The following is a 26013-nucleotide window of genomic DNA, read 5'->3' as shown; positions in this document are numbered from 1 at the left end:
GAGGCCTGCCATGAAGCGAAGCGAAGTCAGACAACATGTCATCGACACAATCGGAAAGATTCTGGTCGACAAAACCCTGATTCAGGAAGAAGAGGACGTGACGCTGAGCGCGCTTGAGCTGGATGAAGCCGACTTCAACGAATTTTTTTCACTTCTGCAAAGCGACTTTGGCGTTGTCCTTCCGAATCAGATCAAGGCCGATATAGCAGCTATGTCCGCGCATTCACCCTACGGACAACTGACGCTGCAGGGCCTGGTTGACCTGATTCTCGTCGAGAAGAAACGCAGAACTCACCACTGACGGGCAATCGGGATCGATTTGGAAAAGCAACTGAATCATGCGGGAGAGGTGACCGAACGGTCGGGGAAAACAGAGCGGGCTATCGGGCGATAGCGCCGCTTTTTTTACACGTGTTACCGGGCACTCAACGGCGTGGACGACGACGCTCATCATCGTTGCTGCGCACGGGAATGGGTTGCAGCTTTGGCTTTTCAATCAACCCGAGCGCGACGCCTACATCGTGAAGCCATTCTTGCAATTTGCTGTTCATATAACGCCCCCTTCAGGGAAATACTCGGCAGCCAATGTCCGAACTGCCTGGAGCAGATCATAGTGCTAAGGCGCACTTTACGCCTGCTACCGAGTGTCGCGGCAGGAATTTTTCGCCTTGCATGACGATGTGACACTGCAAATCGGTCATTCGAAGCCATCACGCGACAAACGGCAGGGCCGTCAACCTGCCACCACGGGCGTCATCACCGCGCATTCATGGGCCTGGCGACGTCTGGCCAGCAGATAGAAGACCCCACCCCCCAGGAAACATCCTGTAAACCATGCAAAGTTCGCCATCGGCTGCAATGCCGGGATGAAGGTGATGGCAATGCCTGCCAGGGTTGCCAGCAACAGCGCCTTCACCGCCGTGTAATTCACCCCGCCGGTGTACCAGTAGCGTCCGGTCGGCCCATCGTTGAACAGCGCGTCGACGTCGATCTGTTGCTTTTTGATCACGTAATAATCCACCAGCAAGATGCCGAACAACGGCCCGATGAACGCTGCCAGCACGTCCAGCGTGTAGTGGATAACGGCGGGGTTGTTGAACAGATTCCATGGTGTGATGAAGATGGACGCCACCGCCGCGATCATCCCGCCTGCGCGCCAGCTGATCTTGCTGGGGGCGACGTTGGCGAAGTCGAACGCCGGCGACACGAAGTTGGCGACGATGTTGATGCCGATCGTCGCGGTCACGAAAGCAAATGCGCCAAGAAGCACAGCGATGTCATTGTCGATGCGCGCCACCGTGGCGATCGGGTCATGCAACATCTCGCCGAACACCGGCAACGTTCCCGAAACGATGACGACGGTGACCAGCGAGAAGGCCAGAAAATTGATCGGCAGCCCCCAGAAATTGCCGCGCCGTACTTCAGACATGCTCCGGCAGTAGCGACTGAAGTCGCCAAAGTTGAGCGTAGGACCCGAGAAGTAGGACACCACCAGCGCCGTGGCCATGATCACTTGGGAAAACGCCTCCCAGCCGGTCAGCGATTTTTCGGAGAGGGTGAAACTGATGTTGGCCCAGCCTGCCTTCCAGACAATCCAGCCCGCCAGGATGAACATCACGGCGTAGACCACAGGGCCGGCCCAGTCGATGAAGCGGCGGATCGAGTCCATCCCGGTCCAGAACACAGCTGCCTGTACCACCCAGAGCGCCAGGAAGCCGAACCAGCCGAGGTAAGACAAACCTGCAAAGTGCGGCTCTGCGTAGACCGACATCTGTGGGAAGAAGCGCAGCACCACGATGATCAACGCGCTGGACGCCAGGTACGTTTGCACCCCGTACCACGCCACCGCGATCAGACCGCGAATCACCGCCGGAATATTCGCACCGAACACGCCGAAGGCCAGACGGCAGATCACCGGATAGGGCACGGCGGCCTGCTGACTCGGCCTGGCCAGCAGGTTGGCGATCACCTGAATAATGCAGATACCCGCCAGCAGCGCGATCAGCACCTGCCAGCTCGCCAGCCCGAGGGCAAAAAGGCTGGCCGCGAAGACGTAGCCGCCCACGCTGTGCACGTCACTCATCCAGAACGCGAAAATGTTGTACCAGGTCCATTTCTGCGGCACGGGGCCCAGGTCCTCGTTGTACAGCCGGGGGCTGTAGCCCTTCGGCAATGGCTCGGTCATCGCATTTCTCCCTCATAAGGACGAAGCGGCTCCCGGCATCACACGTGCACACACTGCGTACGGGAGCGCGTGTGGGTTGTATACGAAACAGGAGGCAGAATGCGTGCCATTGCCGAAGTGACGCGCTTGCAAGACGCCAAGACACCGGGTTTCGGCAGCCGATGAGGCCAAAATGTCAGATTTTCAAAGAGGGGCTTGCAGACGCCGCGCCTGCCCGCAGTGCACCGTGACCAAAGTCGGTGCATTTTTAACGGGCAGGAAATGGGCTGATGGATGAACGAGAACGTGTATACGATTAGCGCGGGCTTTGGTTCAACTTATAAGCCCTGGCCTCATCACCTCCCCTTCGATTAACGCCCGCAATCACTCCGGCAGCTGGGCCAGTCCATCCGGGTCGGTCATTGCCCGCTCCAGCAGATCCGCCGGCAGACTCTTGCTGGCCCGCGCGCCCAGCAGCTTGAGCTGTTCGCTGCGGCTGACCAGATTGCCGCGCCCCTCGACGAGCTTGTTGCGCGCGGCGCCGTAGGCCTTGTCCAGCTGCTGAAGGCGGTTGCCGACTTCGTCCAGGTCCTGGATGAACAGCACGAACTTGTCATAGAGCCACCCTGCCCGTTCGGCGATCTCCCGCGCATTCTGGCTCTGCCGCTCCTGCTTCCACAGGCTGTCGATGACCCGCAGCGTTGCCAGCAGCGTGGTCGGGCTGACAATCACGATATTGCGGTCGAACGCCTCCTGAAACATGTTCGGCTCGGCCTGCAACGCTGCAGAAAACGCCGCCTCGATCGGCACGAACAGCAAAACAAAATCGAGACTGTGCAGCCCCTCAAGGCGTTTGTAGTCCTTGCCGGACAGGCCTTTGACGTGATTGCGCAGGGACAGCACGTGCTGTTTCAGCGCCGCCTGGGAAATCACCTCATCGTCGGCTGACACGTACTGTTGATAGGCCGTCAGGCTGACCTTCGCGTCCACCACGACCTGCTTGTCGCCGGGCAGCATGATCAGAACGTCGGGCTGGAAGCGCTCGCCGTCGGGGCCTTTCAGGCTGACCTGAGTCTGATACTCCCGGCCCTTTTCAAGTCCGGCATGTTCGAGCACCCGCTCCAGAATCAATTCGCCCCAGTTGCCCTGGGTCTTCTGCCCCTTCAACGCACGGGTCAGGTTGTTGGCTTCGTCGCTCAGGCGCAGGTTGAGCTGCTGCAAGCGCTCCAGCTCCTTGCTCAGGGAGAAACGTTCGCGGGCTTCGTTCTGATAACTCTCTTCTACGCGCTTTTCGAACGACTGGATGCGTTCCTTGAGCGGGTTGAGCAACTGCCCCAACTGCTGCTGACTGGTTTCGGCAAAGCGCTGCTCGCGTTCATCGAAAATCTTGCCGGCCAGCTCCGCAAACTGCGCACGCAGCTCATCGCGGGAGCCTTGCAGGTCGGTGAGGCGCTGCTGGTGACTTTCCTGCTGTTCACGCAGCTCGGCGCCCAGCGAGGCGCACTGGGCGTCGAGTCGACGCAGTTCGGCTTCTCTGACGGCCCGTTCGCGCCCCCAGTCTTCCTGGGCCTCGCGCGCACCCTCATGCTGTTGGCGCAGCAATTCCACTTCCCGGCGCAGGGCCGCCAGGTCCGCCTGCTTGACCGCATTGGCTTGGGCAAGGTCGCTGATCTCGTCGCGACTGGCGTCGAGCTGGGCATTCAAGCCATCCTGGGCCATCTGCGCATTGCTCAAGCGCTCGTCGAGCAACGCGGTGTCCGCTTCCCGTTGCGCCAGACGCCGCTGCAACTGCCACGCCAGCCCCAACAAAGGCACCGCTGCCACCGCCAAACCCAGCAACAGGCTGGTTAACTCAAACACCATAAAATCCAGACTCCGACATTCATGCAGACCGCATTATGCGCAGAAGCAGGCTCGACGTCCGATCCGGGTAAATCAGTGCCTCGGAAAAAGAAAACCGCCAGCGGGTGCTTCAAGAGCGCCGCGATAGAGCCGGCGCTTGGGACAATCCACAGAACCTGTGGATAACTCAGTGGACAACACCCCTTAAGCTCTCGCAAACGCACGTAGAATGGGGCCTGCGTTCAAACTGACGATTTTTTCACCAGCGTAAAAAAACGATGGTTTTCATTGACTTAATAATTCGTTGCATTAAATCAAGCGCTTAGCGGCCGACGTGACAGTGACATGACAGATACCTTTCGCAATGTGCACAAGTTGATTTCGTCTGTTCATAAGCCCGTTTCGACAGCCCCCATCGCCAGTGGAAATTCTCGGGAATAAGGCACTGGGCCACCTTTTCTGCCCGATATGCTGTACGCTCTTTCGCCCGCTTTCCGGCATACGTCTGCCTTATTGCAAATCAGTGCTTGCTTTGCCCCAGCGACTCCATTAGCATCGCCGCCGTTAGTACCAAGCTGAAAGTCAATTCTGATCGAACAAATCCCCCAATCCCGGTTCGCCAACTGAGCGAACGGATTGAAAAAAGGGATCGATCACCTCGATGGTTTCCAGACATGAACTCACACGACCTGCCGTCAAAACGGAGGGGTGTGTAAAACATTCATGCTCTACCCAACCAGCCTGCAAATTGATCAGGATCTTCACCTCGAGCATCGAACCTTAGCTCTTGTTGTGTTGCCTGCCCTCCTAAGTACCTACCAGTCAGCCCCGCGCCACACTTTAAACGCGCTCAACTGGCTGCTTTTGTTCCAGACAGGTTCTGCGCCCTGCCCTTGACTCGCATTCGAGCATCGGTCCGCGTTTACTGGAACGTTTTAATTTTGCGCGCCTTTTATTGCGTGTCGATTCAGGAAACACCCATAACATGACTACCCATATCCAGACTCAAAACGCTATTCGTACACTGACCAACGCTTTTGCTCCAATGAACTGCCTGATCATGGCAGCACGCAAAGGCTGCTTCAGCTTCACCATCGTCAACGAGCACGGTATCGCCCGCCACAGCGAGCGTTTGTATCCGGATCAATACTCCAGCGACGCTCCGCTGCAGGCTGTGATCGACCGTACGCGTCAGGCCTTGGTTGCCTGATATGGCTGCCTGATATGGCTGCCTGACACCGTTGCCTGATACCGTCCGTCGGTTAATATCGCTGCATCGACAAGGCCTCACCCGATAACGGTGGGGCTTTTTTGTGTCTGTTTTACTTACATAAAAAGCGACAGCTGCAGTAATGAATACCGGTCAACGTGGTGACGCTGCGCGGGAACTGACCGTAAAACAGACCTTTACACCGCAAATATCACACTACACTTCAAGTCAGCGGCTCCGGTCGCTGCCGGTGGGCCCACTCCATCCCTGCTGCCAAGCGCCAGGGCCTGCCGACTCATCAACTCCCCGAGGGTGTTATGGGAATCGCCGCCAGTGAACTGTGTCGCTATGTCATCCGCCCGACACTCGTCTACCTCGGCCGACACAATCGAGCGGCCGAATCCCTGCTGCTGGGCGTCGCCGCCAGCCAGTCCGCGTTAGGCGCCGAGCTGGACAACCCACGCGGCCACGGGCTTTACAGCATCGCCGACACCCAGCACCGCCAGTTGTGGGATCACTACCTCGCCCGCGATCCGGACCTTGCCAGCCTGGTTCGAGGCCTGGCCAGCCAGCACGCGTTTCTCACCGGCCCCGATCTGGAACTGACCGTCAACCTGCGCTACTCGACCGCCATTGCCTGGTTGATGGTCGAAGCGAGCCATATGTCGCTGCCGGATGCCGATGATTCGCTGGCGATGGCGCGGATGTGGCGCGAGGTATTTCAACCCGGCGGTCAACTGCAGGATTTCACCCTGGCTTGGCAAACATGGGTCAGCCCCTTGTTTCAGCCCTCTACGGCCATTTCGTGACCGATCGGTATTCAACAAAAAACCTGCGAACTTTCCGGATTGTCCTACAAAAACCGCTCTAAATAGGCTGATTCGGGCTATGGCGCGGGGGCGGAAATATTGGTAATTTCCGCGCGGTGATCAACAAGGAGTTCTAACAATGAAAAAAACAATGATCAAATCCAGCCTCAGTCTCGCCATCACTCTTGCCTCCACCCAGATTTTTGCATCCGGCTTTGCCCTGAATGAGCAAAGCATCAGCGGCATGGGGACCGGTTTTGCGGGCCGTACCTCTTCTGTCGATGACGCCAGCATCGTGTACGGCAACCCGGCCGGCATGTCGCGCCTCAAGCGCGCTCAGGCGACCGTGGGGGTCGCCGCAATCGATGCCTCCACCGACATTACCGACACCAGCGGGCGCAGCACCGGCTCGAACAAAGGCGACATGGTGCCTTTCATCGCCGTACCGATGGGTTTCTACGTGAACCCGGTCGACGAGCACTGGGCGTTCGGCTTCGGTGTCTACGCGCCATTCGGCCTGGTCACCGACTATGAAGACAACTTCCAGGGCCGCAACTTCGGCAGCAAGAGCATCGTCAAGGTCGTGACCTTCCAGCCGACCGTCAGCTACGCCTTCAACGACAAGGTATCGATCGGTTTCGGTCCGACCATCAACCGTATTTCCGGCGCGCTGGAATCGGCACTCAATGTCAGCCCGCTGCTGGGCGCCCGTACCGGCGACGGCCGCGTGCAGGTCAAGGGCGATGACGTCGGCTACGGTTTCAACGCCGGTATCCTGGTGCAAGCCACCGATACCACCAGCGTTGGCCTGACCTACCACTCCAAAGTGACCTACAAGCTTGAAGGCCACACCGAAGTGACCCCGGGTGCAGGCGTGCCTTCGGCCATCCTGCCGGGCGGTCGCTATGACGCCAAGCTGAACATCGATACACCGGAAACCGTCGACTTCTCCGTCACTCAGAAAATGAACGACGCCTGGAAGCTGTACGCCGGTGCAACGTGGACGCGCTGGAGCCGTCTGGAAGACATCACTGTTCAAAACTCCGGCATTACGCCGGTGTCTCGTCGCGACGCTACTCAGTCTCTGGTCGGCACCATCAAGGAAGAGCAGAACTGGCACGACACCTGGGCCTACGCCGTGGGTACGTCGTATCAGTTGAACAAGCAGTGGGTGCTGCGTACCGGTCTGTCGTTCGACCAGTCGCCGACCAACAACGAAAACCGCTCGCCGCGCATCCCGACAGGCGATCGCACGATCTTCAGTCTGGGCGCCGGTTACAGCCCGACCGACGACATCACCATCGATGTGGCCTACTCCTACTTGCAGGAAGAGAAGGTCAAGGTCGCCGACGCGAACGCGCTGGGCCAAAGCTACAACGCCAAGTACGACAACAGCGCCAACGGTTTCGGCGTGGGCATGACATACCGCTTCTGATGCAGTGGGCGGGACAGGCCGATCACCTGTCCGCCCTACAGAAAACCCCGCAGCCAGCGATGGATGCGGGGTTTTTCGTTGTGGCCCGTCTGCTTTGCGTCAGCGCGTTTTTACGGTTTGGAGGCGATAGCCTTCTCGATGGCTGAAATCAGCTCGGGATCGTCCGGTGCGGTCTTGCTGGAGAAGCTGGCAACCACGTTGCCTTTGCGGTCGACCACGTATTTATAGAAGTTCCAGCTTGGCGCGCTGCTCTGCCTGGCAAGCACCTTGAACAGGTTGATGGCGTCGGCGCCACGCACCGGCTGCGGCTCGGTCATGGTGAAGGTCACGCCGTAGTTCACGTAGCAGACCTTGGCGGTTTCGTTAGCGTCTTTGGATTCCTGCAGAAAGTCATCAGAAGGCACGCCGAGGACTTCCAGCCCCTCGCTTTTGAAGCGCTGATTGAGGGCTTCAAGGCCTTTGAACTGCGGCGCGAAGCCACAGAAGCTTGCGGTGTTGACCACCAGCATCGGCTTTCCGGCGAACTGTTTGCACAGGTCGATCTCCTGTTTCGCCCGCAGCTTGGGCAGCTCGCCCTGCAGCAGTGGCGGGCAATCGGCGGCCGCGGTGGCGCCACTGAGGGCAAGCAGAAGCAAAGGCGCGTGAATCCAGCGAAGGGCCATGGTGACGTCCATTCATGAGCGGGCAGGAAAGGTGGAGCTGTCGCTACGCTACTCCGCCGCGCGATGTATGCCTAGCGCGCCACAGAAACGTGGCTATTAGCTGGCTTTTCGGTCGCCATGAACGCCCGCTGGATCGCCTGGGGCGGCTCGCCGAAGTTGCGCAGAAACGCCTGGCGCATCCTTTCTCGATCGCCGAAGCCGGTTTCCCGGGCCACCACTTCGATGGGGTGCCGACTGGTTTCCATCATCGCCCGCGCGACTTCCACCCGCAGGCATTCGATGGCTTTGGCCGGGGTTTGGCCGGTTTCCTCGCGAAACACCCGACTGAACTGGCGGGGGCTCAAGCGGGCAATGGCCGCCAGCGCGTCTATTGAAAGATCGCTTTTGAGGTTCTCGCGGGCATAGGCCAGCACCAGTTGCACACGATCGGACTTGGGGTCCAGCTCCAGTAACGTCGACAACTGGGAATGCTCGCTGCCGCGCCGCTGATAAATCACCAGCTTGCGCGCGACCTGCCGGGCGATGTCGGCGCCGAGGTCGTTCTCGACCATCGCCAGTGCGAGATCAAGCCCGGCGCTCATGCCCGCGCCGGTCCAGATCTGGCCGTCCACGGTGAACAGTTTGTCGTCCTCGACGCGAATGTTCGGGTAGCGCTTGCGAAACTCCGGGGCGTGAATCCAGTGCATGGTCGCGCGCTTGCCATCGAGCAGGCCCGCTTCGGCCAGCACAAACCCGCCTGTGCACAGCGACGCCACGCGACGCGATTGAGCCGACGCGGTGCGCACGAACTCAAGCAGGCTGGGGGTGGGCAATTGCAGGTCCATGTAGCCGCTGACAATGATGGTGTCGTAACCGTCGGGCTGCAATGGCGTGGTGTTGACCGAGAAGCCTTCGGACGACATGACCGCCCCGCCGCTTTCGGACACCAGATGAAAGGAATACGCCGCCTCGCCCTGCATCAGGTTCGCGCAGGTCAGCACGGAACCGACCGACAGACTGAGGGACTGAAATTGCGGGTACACCACCAGCGCAACGCTATGCATGACACCTCTCCGGTTGGTCCGGAACACCATGGATAAATCTTCGATTAGCTAGCGTAGCGGGTTTGTAGGAGCGTGGCTTGTCCCGCGATCTGGCGCGCAGCGGCAGCAAGTCTGCTTACGGACTTTCTGGCACACCGCCGCGCGGGATTTTGCTGCCGGTTCCCGGCAGATCGCGGGACAAGCCACGCTCCTACTCCTACTCCTACTCCGCACGCCGGCGGCAGGACACTGCATCAATCCCACATCAGCGCCAACGTCACCAGCACCAGGGTTTCGAGCAGTTCAAGCATCGCGCCGGCGGTGTCGCCGGTGCTGCCGCCCAGACGTTGCATCATCACCCGGCGCAGCCAGAAGAAACCGCCCGTGGAAACGACCAGCACCCACGCCGCCGCGCCGCCACCGATGAGCACGCAGACCACCGCCACCGCTGCCAGCACCTGCACCCCGACCTTGCGCGGCAGATGATCGGCCAGCGCCTGGCCCAGCCCGCCGGCGCGCACATATGGCGTGTTCAGAAACAGTGCCAGCATCGCCGCGCGGCCTATCACCGGCGCCAGCAGCAGGCCAATGCCCGTGTGCGCTTCAATCAACGCCAGCACAGCGCTGAATTTCAACAGTAACACCACCACCAGCGTCACCACCGCAATCGGGCCGCTGCGCGGGTCTTTCATAATGAGCAGCGTGCGTTCACGGTCGCCGAATCCACCGAGCCAGGCGTCCGCGCTGTCGGCCAGGCCGTCCAGGTGCAGCCCACCACTGAGCATCACCCACGCCGCCAGCAGCAGGGCGGCATGCAACAGGGTCGGCGCGCCGTCGAGCAGGTGATTCAGCGCCATCAACAGCACGCCGAACAGCAACCCCACCAGCGGGTAGAACAGCAGCGAACGTCCCGATTCCTGGGGCGTCGGCATGCCCGGCAGGCGAATCGGCAGACTGCTGAGGAACTGCAAGGCGATCCAGAACGGCAGCATTTAAACCTCCGTCAACTCACCGTCGGCCTGGACATCGAGGCCGAACATACAGCCGTGTGCCACCGTGACCTGCAGCAATTGCTCACGGGGCAGACCGCGGGCGCGGGCCAACAGCAGACGCATCACCCCGCCATGGCTGATCAGCAGAATGCGCTGTCCGTCATACGCCCGCTGCACCCGCTCAACGGCAGCCAACACGCGAGTGGCAAACGCCTCAACCGGCTCACCGTTGGGTGGCGTAAACCCGTACGGATCCTCCCAGAAGCGGCCCAACCCGGCAGCATCGGTTTCCATCAACTGCGCAGGGCTCTGCCCTTCCCAGTCACCGAAATGCAGTTCCTGAAGACCGGCTTCCAACTCCACGGGCAAGCCCAGTCGCTCGGCCAGCTCGTCGGCGAAGCGGGCGCAGCGTTGCAGCGGCGAGCTGACGATGCGGTCCCAGGGGCCACGATCAATCACCGCCGCGCGCATCTGCTGCCAGCCGGTGTCGGTCAGCGCATCGTCAATACTGCCGCGCAGGCCGCCGCCGAATTCGGTTTCGCCGTGGCGCAACAGGTCAAGATGCAAGGTCATGCCGGGCGGTCTGCCACGGCGGCTTCAGCGAAGGTCGCCATGCCGTTATGCAGCTCACAGGCCAGACGCAACAACGGCACCGCGAGCGCCGCGCCACTGCCTTCGCCCAGACGCAATCCCAAGTCCAGCAACGGCTCGGCCTGCAGCGCGTCCAGCACCAGACGATGGCCCGGCTCGGCGCCACGATGGCCGAAAAACAGCCACTCCCGGCACGACGGATTGATGCGCACCGCCACCAGCGCCGCCACGGAACAGATAAAGCCATCGACCAACACGACGATGCCCTCCTGCGCACAGGCCAGGTAGGCGCCGACCAGCGCCGCCACTTCAAACCCCCCGAGGGCGCGCAGACTGGCCAGGGCGTCACCGACGGCGTCGGCGTGCAGCCGCAGGGCCCCCTCGATCACCTGGGCCTTGTGGCTCACGCCCTCGGCATCCAGACCGGTGCCGGGGCCGACCAGCAAGGTGGCCGGACAATCGAGCAGCGCGCAGGCCAGCGCACTGGCGACGGTGGTGTTGCCGATGCCCATTTCGCCGCCGATGAACAGCTGAGTACCTGCGGCCTTGGCGCGCAACACGCTGTCGCGACCGCCTTCGAGGGCGGCGTGCAGTTGCGCCTCCGTCATCGCCGGGCCGTGGGCAAAATTTGCGGTGCCCGGGCCAAGATTGAGGTGGCGCACACCCGGCAGGTCCAGCGGCGCAACCGTGCCCAGATCGACCACGTCCAGCTGCGCGGACAGTTGCCGGGCCAGCACGCTGATGGCCGCGCCGCCCATGATGAAGTTGTGCAGCATCTGCCCGGTCACTGCCTGCGGGTACGCCGAAACCCCTTCCGCGACCACGCCGTGGTCACCAGCAAAAATCGCGATCCAGACCTCATCGACCTTCGGCTTCGGACGACCCTGCAGGCCGGCCAGTTGCACCGCGACGTGCTCCAGACGGCCCAGTGAGCCGGTCGGTTTGGTCAGTTGCTGCTGCCGGGCCATCGCGTCGTCGCGGCTGGCGTGATCGACGTCTCGGGCAGGCGCGAGCCACCAGGCGTTACTCATAGTGCGGGTCCTTTCAGGGTCATGGGCAGTCCGGCGACGGTAAACACCACGCGATGGCAGCGTTCGGCCAGCGCCTGATGCAGCCAGCCGGCTTCATCGACATAACGACGGGTCAGCTCACCGAGGGGCACGACGCCGAGCCCGGTTTCGTTGCTGACAAAAATGATCTCGCCCGGCCGTTCAGCCAGGCCATCGAGCAAGGCTTCACGCTCTTGAGCCAGGCGCTGCGGATCGTTCAGCATCAGCAGATTGGTCAGCCACAGGGTCAGGCAGTCCACCAACAGGCAGCGGCCCTCCCCGGCGTTTTCCCGGAGCACGCGGGCCAGTTCGACAGGTTCTTCGATCAGCCCCCACTCCGCCGGACGACGCTCGCGGTGCAAGGCGACGCGCTGGTTCATTTCGCCGTCGAGGGGCTGACTGGTAGCGATATAGATGACGTCGAGGCCGCTGTCGCTGGCGAGTTTTTCAGCCAGCCGACTTTTGCCGGAACGCGCACCGCCGAGGATCAATTGCAGCATCAGAGTTGCTCCAGGCCGCAGAGCTCACGCAGCAGTGTGCCGTCCAGGTGGGTTTCCACCAGATCGGCGAGGCGTTCGATGTCGCGCTCGCGCAAAGCGTGGTAATCGACCGACTGCACATTCTGCAGCCCCGCCCATCGCAGCAAGGCGCTGCTCGACGCCGGGTTCTCGAACAGACCGTGCAGGTAGGTGCCGAGCACTTGGCCATCAGGGCTGCACGCGCCATCGCAGCGGCCGTCGGCGAGCTGGACCAGTGGACGTTCCAGCGCCGCGCCGGTGGTCACGCCCGCATGAATCTCGTAGCCGATGACGTCGGCGTCTTCGAGGGTCAGGCGACCGCTGACGTTGCGCAGTTGCTTCTCTTCTTCCAGCACCGTGCTCAGGGCCAAGAGCCCCAGGCCCGGGCTTGACCCGGCAGCGCCTTCGAGCCCCAGCGGGTCATGCAACTGCTCGCCGAGCATTTGCAGGCCACCACAGATGCCCAGCACGTTGCCGCCGTAACGCAGGTGGCGGTTGATGGCGGTGTCCCAGCCATTGGCGCGCAGATACGCGAGATCGCTGCGAACGCTTTTCGAGCCGGGCAGGATGATCAGGTCAGCACCAGGAATCGTCTGCCCCGGCCCGACGAATTGCAGATTGACCTGGGGGTGCAGGCGCAGCGGGTCGAAGTCGGTGTGGTTACTGATGCGCGGCAACACCGGCACGATGACGTTGAGCACCTGCTCGGCCTTGTCGGCCTGACGCTGGTCGAGGCCGTCTTCGGCTTCCAGGTGCAGGTCCATCACGTAGGGCAGCACGCCGACCACCGGTTTGCCGGTGCGCTGTTCGAGCCAGTCGAGGCCGGGCTGAAGCAGCGCGATGTCGCCGCGAAAGCGATTGATGATGAAGCCTTTGATCCGCGCCTGTTCGCTGGGCGACAGCAATTCCAGGGTGCCGACCAGATGGGCAAACACCCCGCCGCGATTGATGTCCGCCACCAACAGCACCGGGCAATCCACCGCTTCGGCAAAGCCCATGTTGGCGATGTCGCCGGCACGCAGGTTGATCTCTGCCGGCGACCCGGCGCCTTCGACCATCACCACCGGCCAGCCTTCGCTGAGGCGACGATGGGAGGCGAGTACGGCCTGCATGGCGATGGCTTTGTAGTCGTGGTAGGCGACGGCGTTCATGGTGGTCACGGCGCGACCGTGGATGATCACTTGCGCGCCGGTGTCGCTGTTGGGTTTGAGCAGCACCGGGTTCATGTCGGTGTGGGGTTCGAGGCCGCAGGCCTGGGCTTGCACGGCCTGGGCGCGGCCGATCTCGCCGCCGTCGGCGGTCACTGCGCTGTTCAGCGCCATGTTCTGCGGCTTGAACGGCACGGTGCGCACGCCCTGACGGGTCAGCCAGCGGCACAGCGCCGTCACCAGCGTGCTTTTGCCGGCGTCGGAGGTGGTGCCCTGAACCATCAGGGTTTTGCCGAGTGTCATGGGCGCTCCCGGGAGAATTCGCTCAGCGCCTGCTCCAGACGCTGCCAATCCGCTTCTTCGCGGGGCAGGCCGAAACGCAGGCTGCTGTTGTGGGTGAAGATGCGCAGGAGGATGCCCCGCTGTGCGCAGAATTCGTAAAGCGCTTCCGCCAGCGGCGTGATCAACCACTGGAACAGCGCGCAACCGCCCTTGGGCGCGAAGCCGTGGCGATTGAGCACGTCCACCAGACGCTGGCTGGCCTGCTCGGTGCGCTGACGCTGGCGTTGATGGCCGGCGACATCGTTGAGACAGGCCTGACCGATGATCCGCGTCGGCCCGCTGACCGACCAGGGCCCGATCTGCCGCGCCATGACTTTGAGAAAGCGCGGCTCCGCCAGCACAAAACCCAGGCGCACACCGGCCAGGCCGAAAAACTTGCCGAACGAGCGCAGCACGATCAGGCCCGCGCGCTGGGTGTACGCCGCCAGGCTCAACTCCGGCGTATTGTCCATAAACGCTTCGTCCACCACCAGCCAAGCGCCGCGCTGGGACAGACGCGCGTGCCATTCCAGCAGGCGTTCGGGCGGCAGGCTCAGGCCGGTGGGGTTATTCGGGTTGACCACGACGAGCACATCGAGGGTGTCGATGAACCGCTCCACTTCGTGCTCCAGCACTTCGCGCACCAGAAAACCGGTGTTGCGCCAGGCCTCGGCGTGCTCGGCGTAGCACGGCGACAGCACGCCCACCTTGCCCGCCTGACGCAGACGCGGCAGCGCCTGGATCGCCGCTTGGGAACCGGCCACCGGCAGCACGTCCGTGGCGCCGTAGTAGCGACGGGCAGCGATTTCCAGGCCGTCATCGGTTTCCGGCAAACGCGCCCATGCCGCTTCGGGGATCGCAGGGATCGGCCACGACCACGGCGAAATCCCGCTGGACAGGTCGAGCCAGTCCGCCTCATCGATGCCGTATTTCAGGACTGCGCCACGCAATCGGCCGCCATGTTCAAGCATAAAATTCTGTCCCCAGACACAAGATCAGCAACCACAGCCACACGCCGCGCTGCACCAGTTGCCAACCGCGATCAATAGAGTCAGCGTCCGCCGGCACGCCTTCGCCCAAGGTCGCGCGCTCATGCAGTTCGCCGTGATAAATCGCCGGACCACCCAGTTCGACGCCCAACGCACCGGCACCGGCCGCCATCACCGGGCCTGCGTTCGGGCTGTCCCACTTCGGGGCCTGGGTGCGCCAGCAACGCAGGGCCAGTCGGGTGTTGCCCAGCAGCGCGTAGGTCAACGCCACCAAGCGCGCGGGAATGTAGTTAAGCAGGTCGTCGATTTTCGCCGCCGCCCAGCCGAAGCGTTCGAAGCGCTCGTTGCGATAGCCCCACATGGCGTCGAGGGTGTTGCTCAGGCGGTAGAGCACGACGCCCGGAGCGCCCAGCACGACGAACCAGAAAATCGCCGCAAACACTGCGTCGCTGCCGTTCTCGAGTACCGATTCCGTGGCCGCACGGGCCACTTCAGTGCTGTCCAGCTCGGAGGTCTGGCGACTGACCAGGTAACCGACCCGGCGGCGCGCCTCGTCCAGATTGTCGCTGCGCAACGCCTGGGCAACCGGCTCGACGTGCTCGCCCAGACTGCGCAGGCCCAACGCGCAGTAAAGCGCCAGTACGTCCACCAGCCAGCCAACGAACGGCAGCCAGCTGAGTAACGTGGCGATCAGGGTCAGCGGAATGACGGCGATGAACCATGCGCTCACGCCATGGCTGCGCCAGCCCCGGCCGGCGACGTTCAGGCGCTGTTCGATACGTTCGGCGAAACGGCCGAACGCCACCAGCGGGTGGTTCCGTTTTGGCTCGCCGAGCAGCGCGTCCAGCGCGACTCCGGCGACGCTCAATAACGCCACACTCATGCAATCACTCCCCATGTGTTCTCGTAGACCAGCTCTTGCAACGCGCGCGGCTGCGCCCAGCCTTCCATCACCAGCATCGGCGCCGGGTAGAATTCCTTCACAGGGCCCAGGCACAAAATCGCCAGGGGTTTCGAACCGGCTGGCATCTGCAGCAGATCGGCCAGGGCCTGGGGGTCGAACAGCGACACCCAACCCATGCCGAGGCCTTCGGCACGCGCCGCCAGCCAGAGGTTTTGAATGGCGCACGACAGCGAAGCCATGTCCATCTCCGGCAGGGTGCGGCGGCCGAAGATATGTTTGTCGCGGTCATCCATCAACGCGGCGACCAACACTTCGGCGCAATCGCTGATGCCCTCGACTTTCAGCTTCATGAAATCGTCAGACCGCTCGCCCAAAGCTTCAGCGGTGCGAACGCGCTCCTCCTCCACCTGCGCCTGAATCTGCGCGCGCAAGGCCGGGTCGGTGATGCGCAGAAAGCGCCACGGCTGCATCAGGCCAACGCTCGGTGCGTGGTGTGCGGCTTCGAGCAGACGGGCCAGCAACTCCGGCGCGACCGTGCCACCGCAGAAGTGGCGCATGTCGCGCCGTTCGGCAATGGCGCGGTAAACGGCAGCGCGTTCGGGGTCGGTGAAGGTGTGGTCAGTCATAGGAGCGGGCTCATGGCAAAAACAGCGCCGCCATCGCCTGGGGATTCGAGGGGAAGTAGAAGTGCACGTACGACGCAGTCATGCGCCCTTCCCGGTACACCGCTTCGGCACCGCGCCCGCCATTGGGGCTGAGGCCGCGGGCGATGGGGGTCAGTTCGGTGCTGGTCAGGGAATGGTGATAGGTGTGGCCACGCAGCGTGCCTTCCGGCAGCTCGACCGATTGCAGGGCCAGGGCTGCCAGACGCTTCTGCATCACGGCTTCACCCTTGAGCAAGCCCACCCCTTCGGCGCGCTGGCCGTCGACATCGGTCAAGGCATCGAGCAGGTACAACATGCCGCCGCATTCGGCGAGCAGGGGTTTGCCAGCGGCGTGGTGCGCACGAATCGCGGCGAGCATGCTGTGGTTTTCGGCCAGCGCCGTGTGATGCAATTCCGGGTAGCCGCCGGGTAGATACAGGCTGTCGGCGTCGGGTAATTCCCGGTCGCGGAGCGGCGAGAAGAACGACAGTTCGGCGCCCATCTCTCGTAGCAGGTCAAGGCTGGCACCATAGAAAAATGCGAACGCCTCGTCGTGGGCGATGGCGATTTTCACGCCGGTCAGCAACGGCTCGGCGGGAACGAAGTCGGGCGCGGTGAAGGTCACGGCCGGCGGCAACGTAGCGTCGCAGGTGCTGGCCAGCGCGTTGGCAGCAGTGTCGAGGCGCATGTCCAGATCATTCAGTTCACTGGCCTGAACCAGGCCGAGGTGCCGGCTGGGCAGCTCAATGCCGGTTTCACGGGACAGCGCGCCGTACCAGCGCAGGCCTTCGGTCAGGCTGCCTTCCAGCAACTGCGCGTGGCGCACGGTGCCGACGCGATTGGCCAGCACGCCGGCAAACGGCAGATCCGGCTGATACCGCGCCAGTCCCAGCGCCAGTGCGCCGAAGGTCTGGGCCATGGCCGTGCCGTCGATTACCCCGAGCACCGGCACGCCAAAACGCCGGGCCAGGTCCGCGCTGGACGGGGTGCCGTCGAACAAGCCCATGACGCCTTCGATGAGGATCAGGTCGGCCTCCGCGGCGGCTTCCCACAACAGGCGCCGACTTTCGTCCTCGCCGATCATCCACATGTCCAGCTGGTACACCGGATGGCCGCTGGCGCGCTCGAGGATCATCGGGTCGAGAAAGTCCGGCCCGCATTTGAACACGCGCACCTTGCGGCCCTGATTGCGATGCAAGCGGGCCAGTGCGGCGGTGACGGTGGTTTTGCCCTGACCGGATGCAGGGGCGGCGATCAATACTGCCGGGCAGTGCCGCGGTGGGCGCTCACTCACAGCTCGATGCCTTTCTGCGCCTTGATGCCGGACTGAAAGGCATGCTTGACCACGCCGATTTCGGACACGGTGTCGGATAGGTCGATCAATTCCTGCTTCGCCCCGCGACCGGTGACGATCACGTGCTGCATCGGCGGACGTGCCTGCAGGTCGCTCAGCACCTGCTCCAGGTCCAGATAGCCGTGCTTGAGGGCGATGTTCAGCTCATCGAGCACGACCATGCCGATGGAGGCGTCCTTGAGCATTTCACGGGTCACGGCCCAGGCGGATTCGGCGGCGGCAATGTCACGCTGGCGGTCCTGGGTTTCCCAGGTGAAGCCCTCGCCCATCACGTGGTAACGCACTTGTTCAGGGAAGCGGCGGAAGAACAGCTCTTCGCCGGTGCTGTGCCGGCCTTTAATGAACTGCACGACGCCGCACTGCATGCCGTGGCCCATGGCGCGGGCAAGCATGCCGAACGCCGAGCTGCTCTTGCCTTTGCCGTTACCGGTCAGGACCAGCAGCAACCCGCATTCATTGGGCGCGCTGGAAATGCGCTCGTCCATCACCGCCTTTTTGCGCAGCATGCGCGCCAGGTGGCGTTCGTCACGTTCGGGGGATTCGCTCATCTCAGCTCTCCGCTTGAGGGCAAGTGTGGCAAACGGAGGGCACAGGCAAAGACTGTCAGCAGGCACTGGGCAAAACCCGGCCTGCAGCAGAGCATCGCCCTCCGTGATGCTTTTCGATGGATCAGGCCGGTCTCCGGACTCACGAGTTGCCACAACCGTGGCAGGCCAGGCGCCTTCCCATGTTCAGCGAACACAGTGGCATTGTGCGTGGCTTTGACTCATCTACCGTTGCGGAGGCAGCGCCGGAATTGATCACACGAGCAATCGCACCGGCTTCCCTGTTTCACCCTGCGGACCTGACGGGTCCCGGGCACCTGAAACATGGCGCGAAGGTTAGAGGGTTGACTCGGGAGCGTCAATCGAACCGTAGGCAGACCGCCTCCGGCTAAACGGGATTTCACCCTGAAAGGCATACGTGCTCACCCAGCAACAGCGGATGAGCACATTGCTCAGGAAGTCGCTATTGCCTGGCGAGGTTCGATGGCTGGATGACGCGCTTGGCATTCAGCCAGGCCTTTTGCCAATACGGCTTGTCGAGACTGTCGAGTTTGACCGTGCCGCCAGTGGCCGGCGCGTGGACGAACCGCCCTTCCCCGACGTAGATGCCGGCGTGACTGACGTGGGAGCCGCCACTGGTGGCGAAGAACACCAGATCACCGGTCTGCAACTGACTGCGATCGATGTCAGGCCCGCGCAGGGTGATCATTTCCCGCGTCGACCGAGGCAGGGTGATGCCCGCGGCGTCGTGGTAGACGTAGCCGATCAGGCCACTGCAATCGAAACCCGAATCAGGCGTGTTGCCGCCCCAGCGATAGGGCGTGCCGACAAGGCCGATCGCGCGCAACAGGACGTCGTCGGCGAGCGGTGAAGAAAACTGGGGAGGAGCGGACACCACAGGCCGGTAGACGACCTTGCGTGGAGCGGGCGGTGGCGTGCTGGAACATGCGGCCAGCAGCACAGCCAGGGAGGCGACGATCAGGCGAACCGTTAACGACATAAACACGACAACCTGTGCGGGGTGCAGCTTACTTTGCCGAGAGCCGGGATTGCACGCAAGAGGGTCAGGCCCTTTGCGCGCCCGGAATTAACGGTGCTGGCGCTTGATTGTAGTCGAGGTCATCGCGGTGGTAGTTGCAGGTACCGTTGACGATGCCGTTACAGGTGCCATTGCCAGCGCGCGTTTGGCTTCGATGAATGTCTTGGCCCAATAGGCATCGTCGAGGCTGTCGACACGGACTCCGCCACTGCGACGACTGCTGGAGTGGATGAACTGATCATCGCCCAGATAGATGCCGGCATGGCTGACACGGCCGCGGCCGGCGGTGCTGAAGAACAGCAGATCGCCTGGCTTGAGGTCATTGCGCTTGATGAGGGGGGCATCGATATTGATCATTTCGCGGGAAGAACGCGGCAGGCTCATGCCCGCCTCTTCACGGAACAGATAACCGATGAAACCGCTGCAATCGAAACCGGAGGTGGTCGACGTACCGCCGAAGCGATAGCGAGTGCCTATCAAGGATTTGCCGCGTTCGAGGATGCTGTCAGCCAGAACCGGCAGGCGGTAAGGCTTGTTGTCGGCAAATTGAGCGAGTTCATCTTCGGTAGCGACTTCGTCATCCAGTACGGAGGATGCGTAATCAGCACGCTTGCTGGCGGATTGAGCGGTGGCAGAGTCCCGGAACTGGGGGTTTTGCGACTGTTGTTGCGACGTCGGCATCTGGGCCGCGCAGCCGAACAACAGCGTGACGAGTGCGAGAGGCACGAGGGGTGCGAAGCGGTTTAGCATGTGCACGACCGTGGCTGAAGTGTAAAGAAGCCGAGACTATGCCTTCAATCGTACCCATTTGCAAATTCAATCGAAACAAATGTGACTTACGATGTCGTCCATCACTTCTAAGGCTCTACACCTCAGAAACGCATCCATGTGCGCGGAATGATCGGTCGGCGAAGGGTTTATCTCGGCAGTAAAGCCGCCCGTCACCCGAGCGCGCAGCATGGGCTCATGAATGTACGGGAAGCTGGCAGTGGTTCCGATGCTGAGCACAGCGTCAAAACCTTTTGCCATCTCCTCCTGAAGCACATTCAATGCCAACTCCGGCAACATCTCCTGAAACAACACCACCGATGGCCTCAAAACGCCACTACAGCGGGGGCACAGCGGTGGCAGTGGTCGACTAAGGTGCTCGCTTAACTGCGGATCTACGGCGCCACAAGATTGACAGTACAGCGGCGCCAGCTGTCCGTGGATCTCGATCAACCGCTCTGGCGGACTGCCCGCCGCCCTGTGATAGCCGTCGACGTTTTGCGTCAATACCCAGCACTCCGGCTTGCGCCGCTGCAATTCAGCGATGGCGTAGTGCGCCGCATTGGGACGTCCGCCCAGGCAAGCGCTGCTCAATTGTGCGATGTACTTCCAGCACAGCGCCGGATCACGCCGCAACATCGGGCCGGACAAGGCCATTTCGATGGGCAGGCCGTCGTCGGTCTCGCCGTTGTACAAGCCACCGACGCCGCGATAGGTCGGCAACCCTGAATCCGCCGACAGGCCGGCACCGGTAATGATCAAAATCCGCGTGGCGTGGCGCAAGGCTGCTGCGGTTTGCAGGACCAGGGCCGGATCGACCACGGACTCGCTTACCAACCGAGGGTTTCTTTCAAGAAGGGAATGGTCAGCTTGCGCTGGGCCTGCAGCGATGCCTGATCGAGTTGCTCAAGCAAGTCGAACAGCGCGCTCATGCTGCGCTTGCCGCGGGTGAGGATGAAATGCCCCACCTCATCGGTGAGGTGCAGGCCCCGACGGGACGCGCGCAGTTGCAGAGCGCGGAGTTTTTCTTCGTCGGACAAGAGGCGCATCTGGAACACCAGCGCCATGGTCAGCCGGGATTTCAGGTCCGCCAGTTTGACCGGCAGCTCCCGGGGCGAGCATGAAGCGGCGATGAGCAAGCGTCGGCCGCTGTCGCGCAGGCGGTTGAACAGGTGGAACAACGCTTCTTCCCACTCGGGTTTGCCGACCACCGCTTGCAGGTCGTCGAGGCACACCAGCTCGTACTGCTCCAGATGATCGAACAGGCCGACACCTTGATCGAGAAGTTCGGCCATCGGCAGGTAAACCGCCGGCTCGCCCATCTGTTCGAAGCGCAGGCAGGCAGCCTGCAACAGATGCGTGCGCCCTACCCCGTTCTTGCCCCACAGGTAGATGAGGCTTTCTGTCCAGCCGGCCTCGGCTTCGCACAGCCGCTCGACATAGCCGAGTGCAGCGGCATTGGCGCCTGGATAGTAATTGATGAAGGTGGCGTCATCACGCAGACGCACACTCAGGGGCAGCTGAACTGGTTTCATGCTGGCTGAACGGTTCGTGACGAACCGCCAAGGGGCCTCTGTGAAAAGTGTGCAAAGTCTATACCCGCAGGGCTGGCCGCACAATGCGGCAGACCGCCAGCAAAATCAAAGGCTTGCGCAGGTCACTGGTATGACAGGGGATTACGGGACAATGCCGTGGAGGAAAGAGACGCGCGGTGAACACCGCGCGCCTTCACGAATCCTGATTCGCGGGAATCAGAGATCCAGGTCGTCCAGACCGCCGTAGATGTCCGAATCCTTGTACAGGTCATGAACATGGCGCACCAGGACCATGATCACCGCCGCCACCGGCAACGCCAGCAGGATACCGGTGAATCCGAACAGCTCGCCGCCCGCCAGAATCGCGAAGATCACCGCCACCGGGTGCAGGCCGATGCGGTCACCCACCAGCAGCGGCGTCAGCACCATGCCTTCCAGCGCCTGACCGACCATGAACACCGCGACGATGCCCAGCATCGGGTACAGGTCGCCGCCGAACTGGAAGAAACCGGCCAGAATCGCCGAGCCGATGCCGATGACGAAGCCCATGTACGGCACGATGGCCGCCAGACCGGCAATGACACCAATCAACAGCCCCAGTTCCAGCCCGACCAGCATCAGGCCGGCGGCGTAAATCACGCCCAGCGCGACCATCACCAGCAACTGGCCACGGATGAACGCACCCAGAACTTCATGGCATTCATCCGCCAGTGCGACGATTTTCTTCTCGCGATGACGCGGCAGCAGGCTGCGCACCTTCGCCATCATCACGTCCCAGTCACGCAGCAGGTAGAAACAGACCACCGGGATCAGCACCAGATTGGTCAGCCAGCCGATGAGCGCCAGGGTCGAGGTTGTGGCCTGGGACAGGACGATGCCGACGATGTCGCCGGTCTGACCCATGTGCTCCGAGATCGCCGCCTTGACCTTGTCGAACTTCCAGAACCCTTCTGCCAGCCCCAGTTTGGCCTGCGCCCACGGCATCGCGGTGTGCTGCAGCCAGTCGAGAATCTGCGGCGCCAGTTCGTACAGGCGATAAAGCTGCTTGGCCAGCATCGGCACCAGCACCAACAGCAGGCCCATGAAGATCAGGGTGAACAACAGAAACACCGTCACCACACTCATGGTGCGCGACAGCTTCAGCTTTTCCAGCCGGTCTGCCAGCGGATCGCCCATGTACGCCAGCAGCAGCGCCACCAGGAACGGGGTCAGAATCGAATGCAGCAGCCAGACGAACAAACAGACCAGGACAACCCCGCCCAGCCAGAACCAACGACGCGTATCAGTCATTACTGCCTCTTTCCCCAGGATGATGTGCTTCGTGCAACGTCGTTATGAACCTGTTCACCAACGGAAGTGCAATGCGCTGTCGGAAACAGCGGGCGGCTGCGGTGCCGCTGGCGTGCCGTCCGCGGAAACCGGCGCGGGATTGGCCGCAGAACTGTCCGGCGCACTGGCGATTTCACCCGCCGGCACTTCCTGCAGTTTCGCCAGCGCCAACTGGGAACGCAACTGATCGGGGCTGCCGCTGACATCGAAGGCGATACGGTCACCCTCGGCTGATTTCAGACGGCCTCCGAAGGGTTCGAGCAGGTGCAACAGCTGCGCGTAACGCTCAAGATTCATGCCCTGTACGTCCAGCACCATGCCCGTCGAAGCGCCCGGTTTGACCACAAAGCGTGGCGCCAGGCGCTGGCTCACCGCCAACAGCACCGCGTCGGCCATTTCCGCCGAGCTGGCGCCGCTGGCACTGCCCTGCTCCATCTTGTCACCCAGCCACAGGTGCCATTTGCCCTGCCACTGGCCGCCATTCTCCTGCGCGTGAACCGCCAGAATCGCATCCGAACCGTAGCGCTCGGAAGCCTCCTTGAGCGGGCCGACGTTGTTGCCGTCGAGGGTCTTGGCGTTGCCGATACCCTGCTCGCCCAGGTCCGCCAGTGGCAGACGCAGCGGCAGACCGCGGTGCTGAGCCGCGCGGCGCAAAGGCTCGGCGGAGGATTGGCCGTCGCCGACCAGGTTGGCGCCGTCAGTCGCGTCGTTCAGCCACCAGGCCATGATTACCGGACGGTTGGAACCCCACAACGACAGCCCGGCCTGCCGCAGCACGCGCTCGGTGCTCGACGGGTCGAAGTCGACCTGGAGGGTTTCCGGCGGGCCGGCGTCATAACCATACTGGCTGATGATTTGTTGAGGGTCCTTGCGCACGTCGGCAAGGCCACCGTTCTGCACGGCCTTGGGGTCGCCGGTCAAGCGGATGACCAGGGTTTCCAGCGCGGCCTGGGTGGCGCGGGTTTTTTCGTCAGGGGTCTGGCCGCTGACGGGCTCGCGCACCTGATAAAGAGTGTTCACCGTCTCGGCGAGCGCCGGCAGACTCATCAATGAGAGGCACCCTGCGAACAGGCAGTTTTTTAGGCGCATGAATGAAGGTGGACGCATGAAAGATTCCCGCTGGGTAAAAAGGCAACGCTATAAATAGCTGCATAAAGACGAATGACCCGACTCTGACCGCAGACGCGTCCGAATCGCTCACTCAGGCGCCAACGTTACACCGGATCCCTCTGTCGACGAACGGGTGCGGCGGGATAAACCGGGTTATTTTTTCTTCACCATTGTCCTGCCCGTCGGCCCAAGGATGGCCGCTTGCGCCCAACCCTGATAAAATCGCGCGCCTTCGCAGACCGGCGATGACACGGCCCCCGCGTCGTTGCCACTCGGTCGTTACCCCGAATCCCCCCCTTAAAGGCCTGGATCATGAGCAAGCAACCCTCCCTGAGCTACAAAGACGCCGGTGTTGACATCGACGCCGGTGAAGCGCTGGTCGAACGCATCAAGAGCGTCGCCAAGCGCACCAAGCGCCCGGAAGTGATGGGCGGGCTCGGGGGCTTCGGCGCTCTGTGCGAAATCCCGGCCGGCTACAAGCAGCCTGTTCTGGTGAGCGGCACCGACGGTGTCGGCACCAAGCTGCGCCTGGCACTGAATCTGAACAAACACGACACCATCGGCATCGACCTGGTCGCCATGTGCGTCAACGATCTGGTGGTCTGCGGCGCTGAACCGCTGTTCTTCCTCGACTACTACGCCACCGGCAAACTCAACGTCGACACCGCGGCTCAAGTGGTGACCGGCATCGGCACGGGCTGCGAACTGGCTGGCTGCTCGCTGGTCGGCGGCGAGACCGCTGAAATGCCCGGCATGTACGAAGGCGAAGACTACGACCTGGCCGGCTTCTGCGTCGGTGTCGTGGAGAAAGCTGACATCATCGACGGCTCGAAGGTGGCCGCCGGCGACGCACTGATCGCCCTGCCGTCTTCCGGTCCGCACTCCAACGGCTACTCGCTGATCCGCAAGATCATCGACGTGTCGGGTGCCGATATCGACACCATCCAGCTCGACGGCAAGCCGCTCACCGACCTGCTGATGGCGCCAACCCGCATTTACGTCAAGCAGCTGCTCAAGCTGATCAAAGACACCGGCGCGGTGAAAGCCATGGCCCACATCACCGGTGGCGGCCTGCTGGACAACATCCCGCGCGTGCTGCCAGAAGGCGCTCAGGCCATCGTCGACGTGGCCAGCTGGACCCGTCCGGCGGTCTTTGACTGGCTGCAGGAAAAAGGCAACGTCGATGAGCATGAAATGCACCGCGTGCTGAACTGCGGCGTCGGCATGGTCATCTGTGTCGCTCAGGAACACGTTGAAGTCTCGCTGAATGCCCTGCGTGAAGCCGGTGAGCAGCCGTGGGTCATCGGCCAGATCGGCACCGCTGCCCAAGGCGCTGCACAAGTCGAGCTGAAGAACGTCAAGGCTCATTAATGCCTGACATGCCCCAACCCTGTGATGTGGTGGTGCTGCTGTCCGGCACTGGCGGTAACCTGCAGGCAATGATCGACAGCTTTCAGGACAGCGCGAGCCCTGCGCGCATCCGTGCGGTGATTTCCAACCGCGCCGATGCCTTCGGGCTTGAGCGGGCCGCCCGTGCGGGAATCGACACCCGCGTGCTCGATCACACCGGCTACGAAGGTCGCGAGGCCTTCGATGCGGCGCTGATCGAGGCCATCGATTCGTTTCAGCCGTCGCTGGTGGTGCTCGCCGGATTCATGCGCATCCTCACGCCCGGGTTCGTCCGCCACTACCATGGCCGCCTGCTGAACATTCACCCTTCCCTGCTTCCGCGGTATAAAGGCCTGCACACCCATCAACGCGTGCTGGAGGCCGGCGATGCCGACCATGGCTGCAGCGTGCACTTTGTCACCGAGGAACTCGATGGGGGGCCTCTGGTCGTACAGGCAGTTGTTTCTGTAGAGTTGCACGACACGCCCGCCACGCTGGCACAGAGGGTACACGCCCAGGAACACTTGATTTATCCCCTGGCCATTCGCTGGTTCGCCGAAGGACGACTGACCCTCGACGAACACGGCGCCTCACTGGACGGCCAGCCCTTAGGGCCCAGCGGCCACTTGATCCGACATTAGGAG

28 protein-coding genes and 1 riboswitch are annotated in these 26013 nt (G+C 62.3%); of the genes, 6 read left to right on the top strand and 22 right to left on the bottom strand.

Annotated elements, in window-relative coordinates:
* Window positions 1–10 precede the first annotated feature (10 nt).
* Window positions 11–301, top strand: coding sequence for a hypothetical protein (locus M1E04_RS07105; RefSeq protein WP_456292643.1), 291 nt, complete (start codon window positions 11–13; stop codon window positions 299–301).
* A 124-nt stretch (window positions 302–425) separates the two neighbouring features.
* On the opposite strand, the gene M1E04_RS07100 is transcribed toward M1E04_RS07105, so the two are convergent.
* The 4 genes from M1E04_RS07100 to M1E04_RS07085 form a co-directional block, all read right to left on the bottom strand.
* The gene (locus M1E04_RS07100) at window positions 426–551 is read right to left on the bottom strand and encodes a PA1414 family protein (RefSeq protein ID WP_122535674.1); all 126 of its coding nucleotides are present in this window, start codon (window positions 549–551) and stop codon (window positions 426–428) included.
* Between the two features lie 182 nt (window positions 552–733).
* On the bottom strand, window positions 734–2185 hold the full coding sequence (locus M1E04_RS07095; protein WP_410928647.1) for an NCS1 family nucleobase:cation symporter-1: 1452 nt from the start codon (window positions 2183–2185) through the stop codon (window positions 734–736).
* 363 nt (window positions 2186–2548) lie between these two features.
* Window positions 2549–3913 (bottom strand): DNA recombination protein RmuC, encoded by a 1365-nt coding sequence (gene rmuC / locus M1E04_RS07090; RefSeq protein ID WP_167355836.1) that lies wholly within the window; start codon window positions 3911–3913, stop codon window positions 2549–2551.
* 675 nt (window positions 3914–4588) lie between these two features.
* Window positions 4589–4780: a hypothetical protein gene (locus tag M1E04_RS07085; protein WP_192133833.1), complete on the bottom strand. Its 192-nt coding sequence runs from the start codon at window positions 4778–4780 to the stop codon at window positions 4589–4591.
* A gap of 211 nt (window positions 4781–4991) precedes the next feature.
* Here M1E04_RS07085 and M1E04_RS07080 point away from each other — a divergent pair, with 211 nt between their 5' ends.
* The 3 genes from M1E04_RS07080 to M1E04_RS07070 all read left to right on the top strand — a co-directional run bounded on the left by M1E04_RS07080 (window position 4992) and on the right by M1E04_RS07070 (window position 7460).
* Window positions 4992–5216 carry a hypothetical protein gene (locus M1E04_RS07080; protein ID WP_065992924.1) on the top strand — a complete coding sequence of 75 codons (225 nt, stop codon included), beginning with the start codon at window positions 4992–4994 and terminating at the stop codon, window positions 5214–5216.
* Window positions 5217–5533: 317 nt separating this feature from the next.
* Entirely contained in the window at window positions 5534–6025 is a 492-nt protein-coding gene (locus M1E04_RS07075; protein WP_456292642.1) for a hypothetical protein, read from the top strand.
* A 139-nt stretch (window positions 6026–6164) separates the two neighbouring features.
* Window positions 6165–7460, top strand: coding sequence for an OmpP1/FadL family transporter (locus M1E04_RS07070; protein WP_065992919.1), 1296 nt, complete (start codon window positions 6165–6167; stop codon window positions 7458–7460).
* Between the two features lie 110 nt (window positions 7461–7570).
* On the opposite strand, the gene M1E04_RS07065 is transcribed toward M1E04_RS07070, so the two are convergent.
* From M1E04_RS07065 to M1E04_RS06980, 18 genes are all read right to left on the bottom strand, one after another.
* Window positions 7571–8122, bottom strand: a complete 552-nt coding sequence (locus M1E04_RS07065) for a glutathione peroxidase (protein WP_369318668.1) — start codon at window positions 8120–8122, stop codon at window positions 7571–7573.
* Window positions 8123–8193: 71 nt separating this feature from the next.
* A complete protein-coding gene (locus M1E04_RS07060) occupies window positions 8194–9165 on the bottom strand; it encodes a GlxA family transcriptional regulator (protein ID WP_456292641.1) in 972 nt (323 codons plus the stop codon).
* A gap of 233 nt (window positions 9166–9398) precedes the next feature.
* A complete protein-coding gene (locus tag M1E04_RS07055) occupies window positions 9399–10136 on the bottom strand; it encodes an adenosylcobinamide-GDP ribazoletransferase (RefSeq protein ID WP_065992911.1) in 738 nt (245 codons plus the stop codon).
* Window positions 10137–10709, bottom strand: coding sequence for an alpha-ribazole phosphatase family protein (gene cobC / locus M1E04_RS07050; RefSeq protein ID WP_192133842.1), 573 nt, complete (start codon window positions 10707–10709; stop codon window positions 10137–10139).
* Entirely contained in the window at window positions 10706–11758 is a 1053-nt protein-coding gene (gene cobT, locus M1E04_RS07045) for a nicotinate-nucleotide--dimethylbenzimidazole phosphoribosyltransferase (RefSeq protein WP_065992907.1), read from the bottom strand. Before cobT ends, cobC begins: the two co-directional genes overlap by 4 nt.
* Entirely contained in the window at window positions 11755–12276 is a 522-nt protein-coding gene (gene cobU / locus M1E04_RS07040; RefSeq protein WP_456292640.1) for a bifunctional adenosylcobinamide kinase/adenosylcobinamide-phosphate guanylyltransferase, read from the bottom strand. Before cobU ends, cobT begins: the two co-directional genes overlap by 4 nt.
* Complete coding sequence (locus tag M1E04_RS07035) at window positions 12276–13745, bottom strand: cobyric acid synthase (protein ID WP_456292639.1); 1470 nt, start codon at window positions 13743–13745, stop codon at window positions 12276–12278. The genes cobU and M1E04_RS07035 overlap by 1 nt, the downstream gene beginning before the upstream one ends.
* Window positions 13742–14734, bottom strand: a complete 993-nt coding sequence (gene cobD, locus M1E04_RS07030; protein ID WP_456292638.1) for a threonine-phosphate decarboxylase CobD — start codon at window positions 14732–14734, stop codon at window positions 13742–13744. Before cobD ends, M1E04_RS07035 begins: the two co-directional genes overlap by 4 nt.
* On the bottom strand, window positions 14727–15635 hold the full coding sequence (gene cbiB / locus M1E04_RS07025) for an adenosylcobinamide-phosphate synthase CbiB (RefSeq protein ID WP_296310169.1): 909 nt from the start codon (window positions 15633–15635) through the stop codon (window positions 14727–14729). Before cbiB ends, cobD begins: the two co-directional genes overlap by 8 nt.
* The gene (gene bluB, locus M1E04_RS07020) at window positions 15632–16282 is read right to left on the bottom strand and encodes a 5,6-dimethylbenzimidazole synthase (protein ID WP_192133851.1); all 651 of its coding nucleotides are present in this window, start codon (window positions 16280–16282) and stop codon (window positions 15632–15634) included. The genes cbiB and bluB overlap by 4 nt, the downstream gene beginning before the upstream one ends.
* 10 nt (window positions 16283–16292) lie before the next feature.
* Window positions 16293–17594 (bottom strand): cobyrinate a,c-diamide synthase, encoded by a 1302-nt coding sequence (locus M1E04_RS07015; protein WP_192133853.1) that lies wholly within the window; start codon window positions 17592–17594, stop codon window positions 16293–16295.
* Window positions 17591–18202 carry a cob(I)yrinic acid a,c-diamide adenosyltransferase gene (gene cobO / locus M1E04_RS07010; RefSeq protein ID WP_192133855.1) on the bottom strand — a complete coding sequence of 204 codons (612 nt, stop codon included), beginning with the start codon at window positions 18200–18202 and terminating at the stop codon, window positions 17591–17593. The genes M1E04_RS07015 and cobO overlap by 4 nt, the downstream gene beginning before the upstream one ends.
* A gap of 107 nt (window positions 18203–18309) precedes the next feature.
* Window positions 18310–18535, bottom strand: a riboswitch (cobalamin riboswitch).
* A 127-nt stretch (window positions 18536–18662) separates the two neighbouring features.
* Window positions 18663–19199, bottom strand: coding sequence for a C40 family peptidase (locus tag M1E04_RS07005; protein ID WP_065992892.1), 537 nt, complete (start codon window positions 19197–19199; stop codon window positions 18663–18665).
* 87 nt (window positions 19200–19286) lie between these two features.
* Window positions 19287–19988: a C40 family peptidase gene (locus tag M1E04_RS07000; RefSeq protein WP_456292637.1), complete on the bottom strand. Its 702-nt coding sequence runs from the start codon at window positions 19986–19988 to the stop codon at window positions 19287–19289.
* Window positions 19989–20054: 66 nt separating this feature from the next.
* Window positions 20055–20828: an NAD-dependent deacylase gene (locus M1E04_RS06995; RefSeq protein ID WP_456292636.1), complete on the bottom strand. Its 774-nt coding sequence runs from the start codon at window positions 20826–20828 to the stop codon at window positions 20055–20057.
* Between the two features lie 8 nt (window positions 20829–20836).
* Window positions 20837–21541 (bottom strand): DnaA regulatory inactivator Hda, encoded by a 705-nt coding sequence (gene hda, locus M1E04_RS06990; protein ID WP_037011979.1) that lies wholly within the window; start codon window positions 21539–21541, stop codon window positions 20837–20839.
* Window positions 21542–21757: 216 nt separating this feature from the next.
* A complete protein-coding gene (locus tag M1E04_RS06985) occupies window positions 21758–22831 on the bottom strand; it encodes an AI-2E family transporter (protein ID WP_065992883.1) in 1074 nt (357 codons plus the stop codon).
* A 54-nt stretch (window positions 22832–22885) separates the two neighbouring features.
* Window positions 22886–23959 carry a DUF2066 domain-containing protein gene (locus M1E04_RS06980; RefSeq protein ID WP_456293156.1) on the bottom strand — a complete coding sequence of 358 codons (1074 nt, stop codon included), beginning with the start codon at window positions 23957–23959 and terminating at the stop codon, window positions 22886–22888.
* Window positions 23960–24292: 333 nt separating this feature from the next.
* On the opposite strand from M1E04_RS06980, the gene purM reads away from it, so the two are divergent.
* Together purM and purN are read left to right on the top strand one after the other, a co-directional pair.
* Window positions 24293–25351 carry a phosphoribosylformylglycinamidine cyclo-ligase gene (gene purM, locus M1E04_RS06975; RefSeq protein WP_456292635.1) on the top strand — a complete coding sequence of 353 codons (1059 nt, stop codon included), beginning with the start codon at window positions 24293–24295 and terminating at the stop codon, window positions 25349–25351.
* An 8-nt stretch (window positions 25352–25359) separates the two neighbouring features.
* Window positions 25360–26010, top strand: coding sequence for a phosphoribosylglycinamide formyltransferase (gene purN, locus M1E04_RS06970; protein WP_296307256.1), 651 nt, complete (start codon window positions 25360–25362; stop codon window positions 26008–26010).
* Window positions 26011–26013: the final 3 nt, after the last annotated feature.

The organism is Pseudomonas sp. AK106, from assembly GCF_053903055.1.
This window is presented reverse-complemented; position numbering and strand designations above follow the sequence as displayed.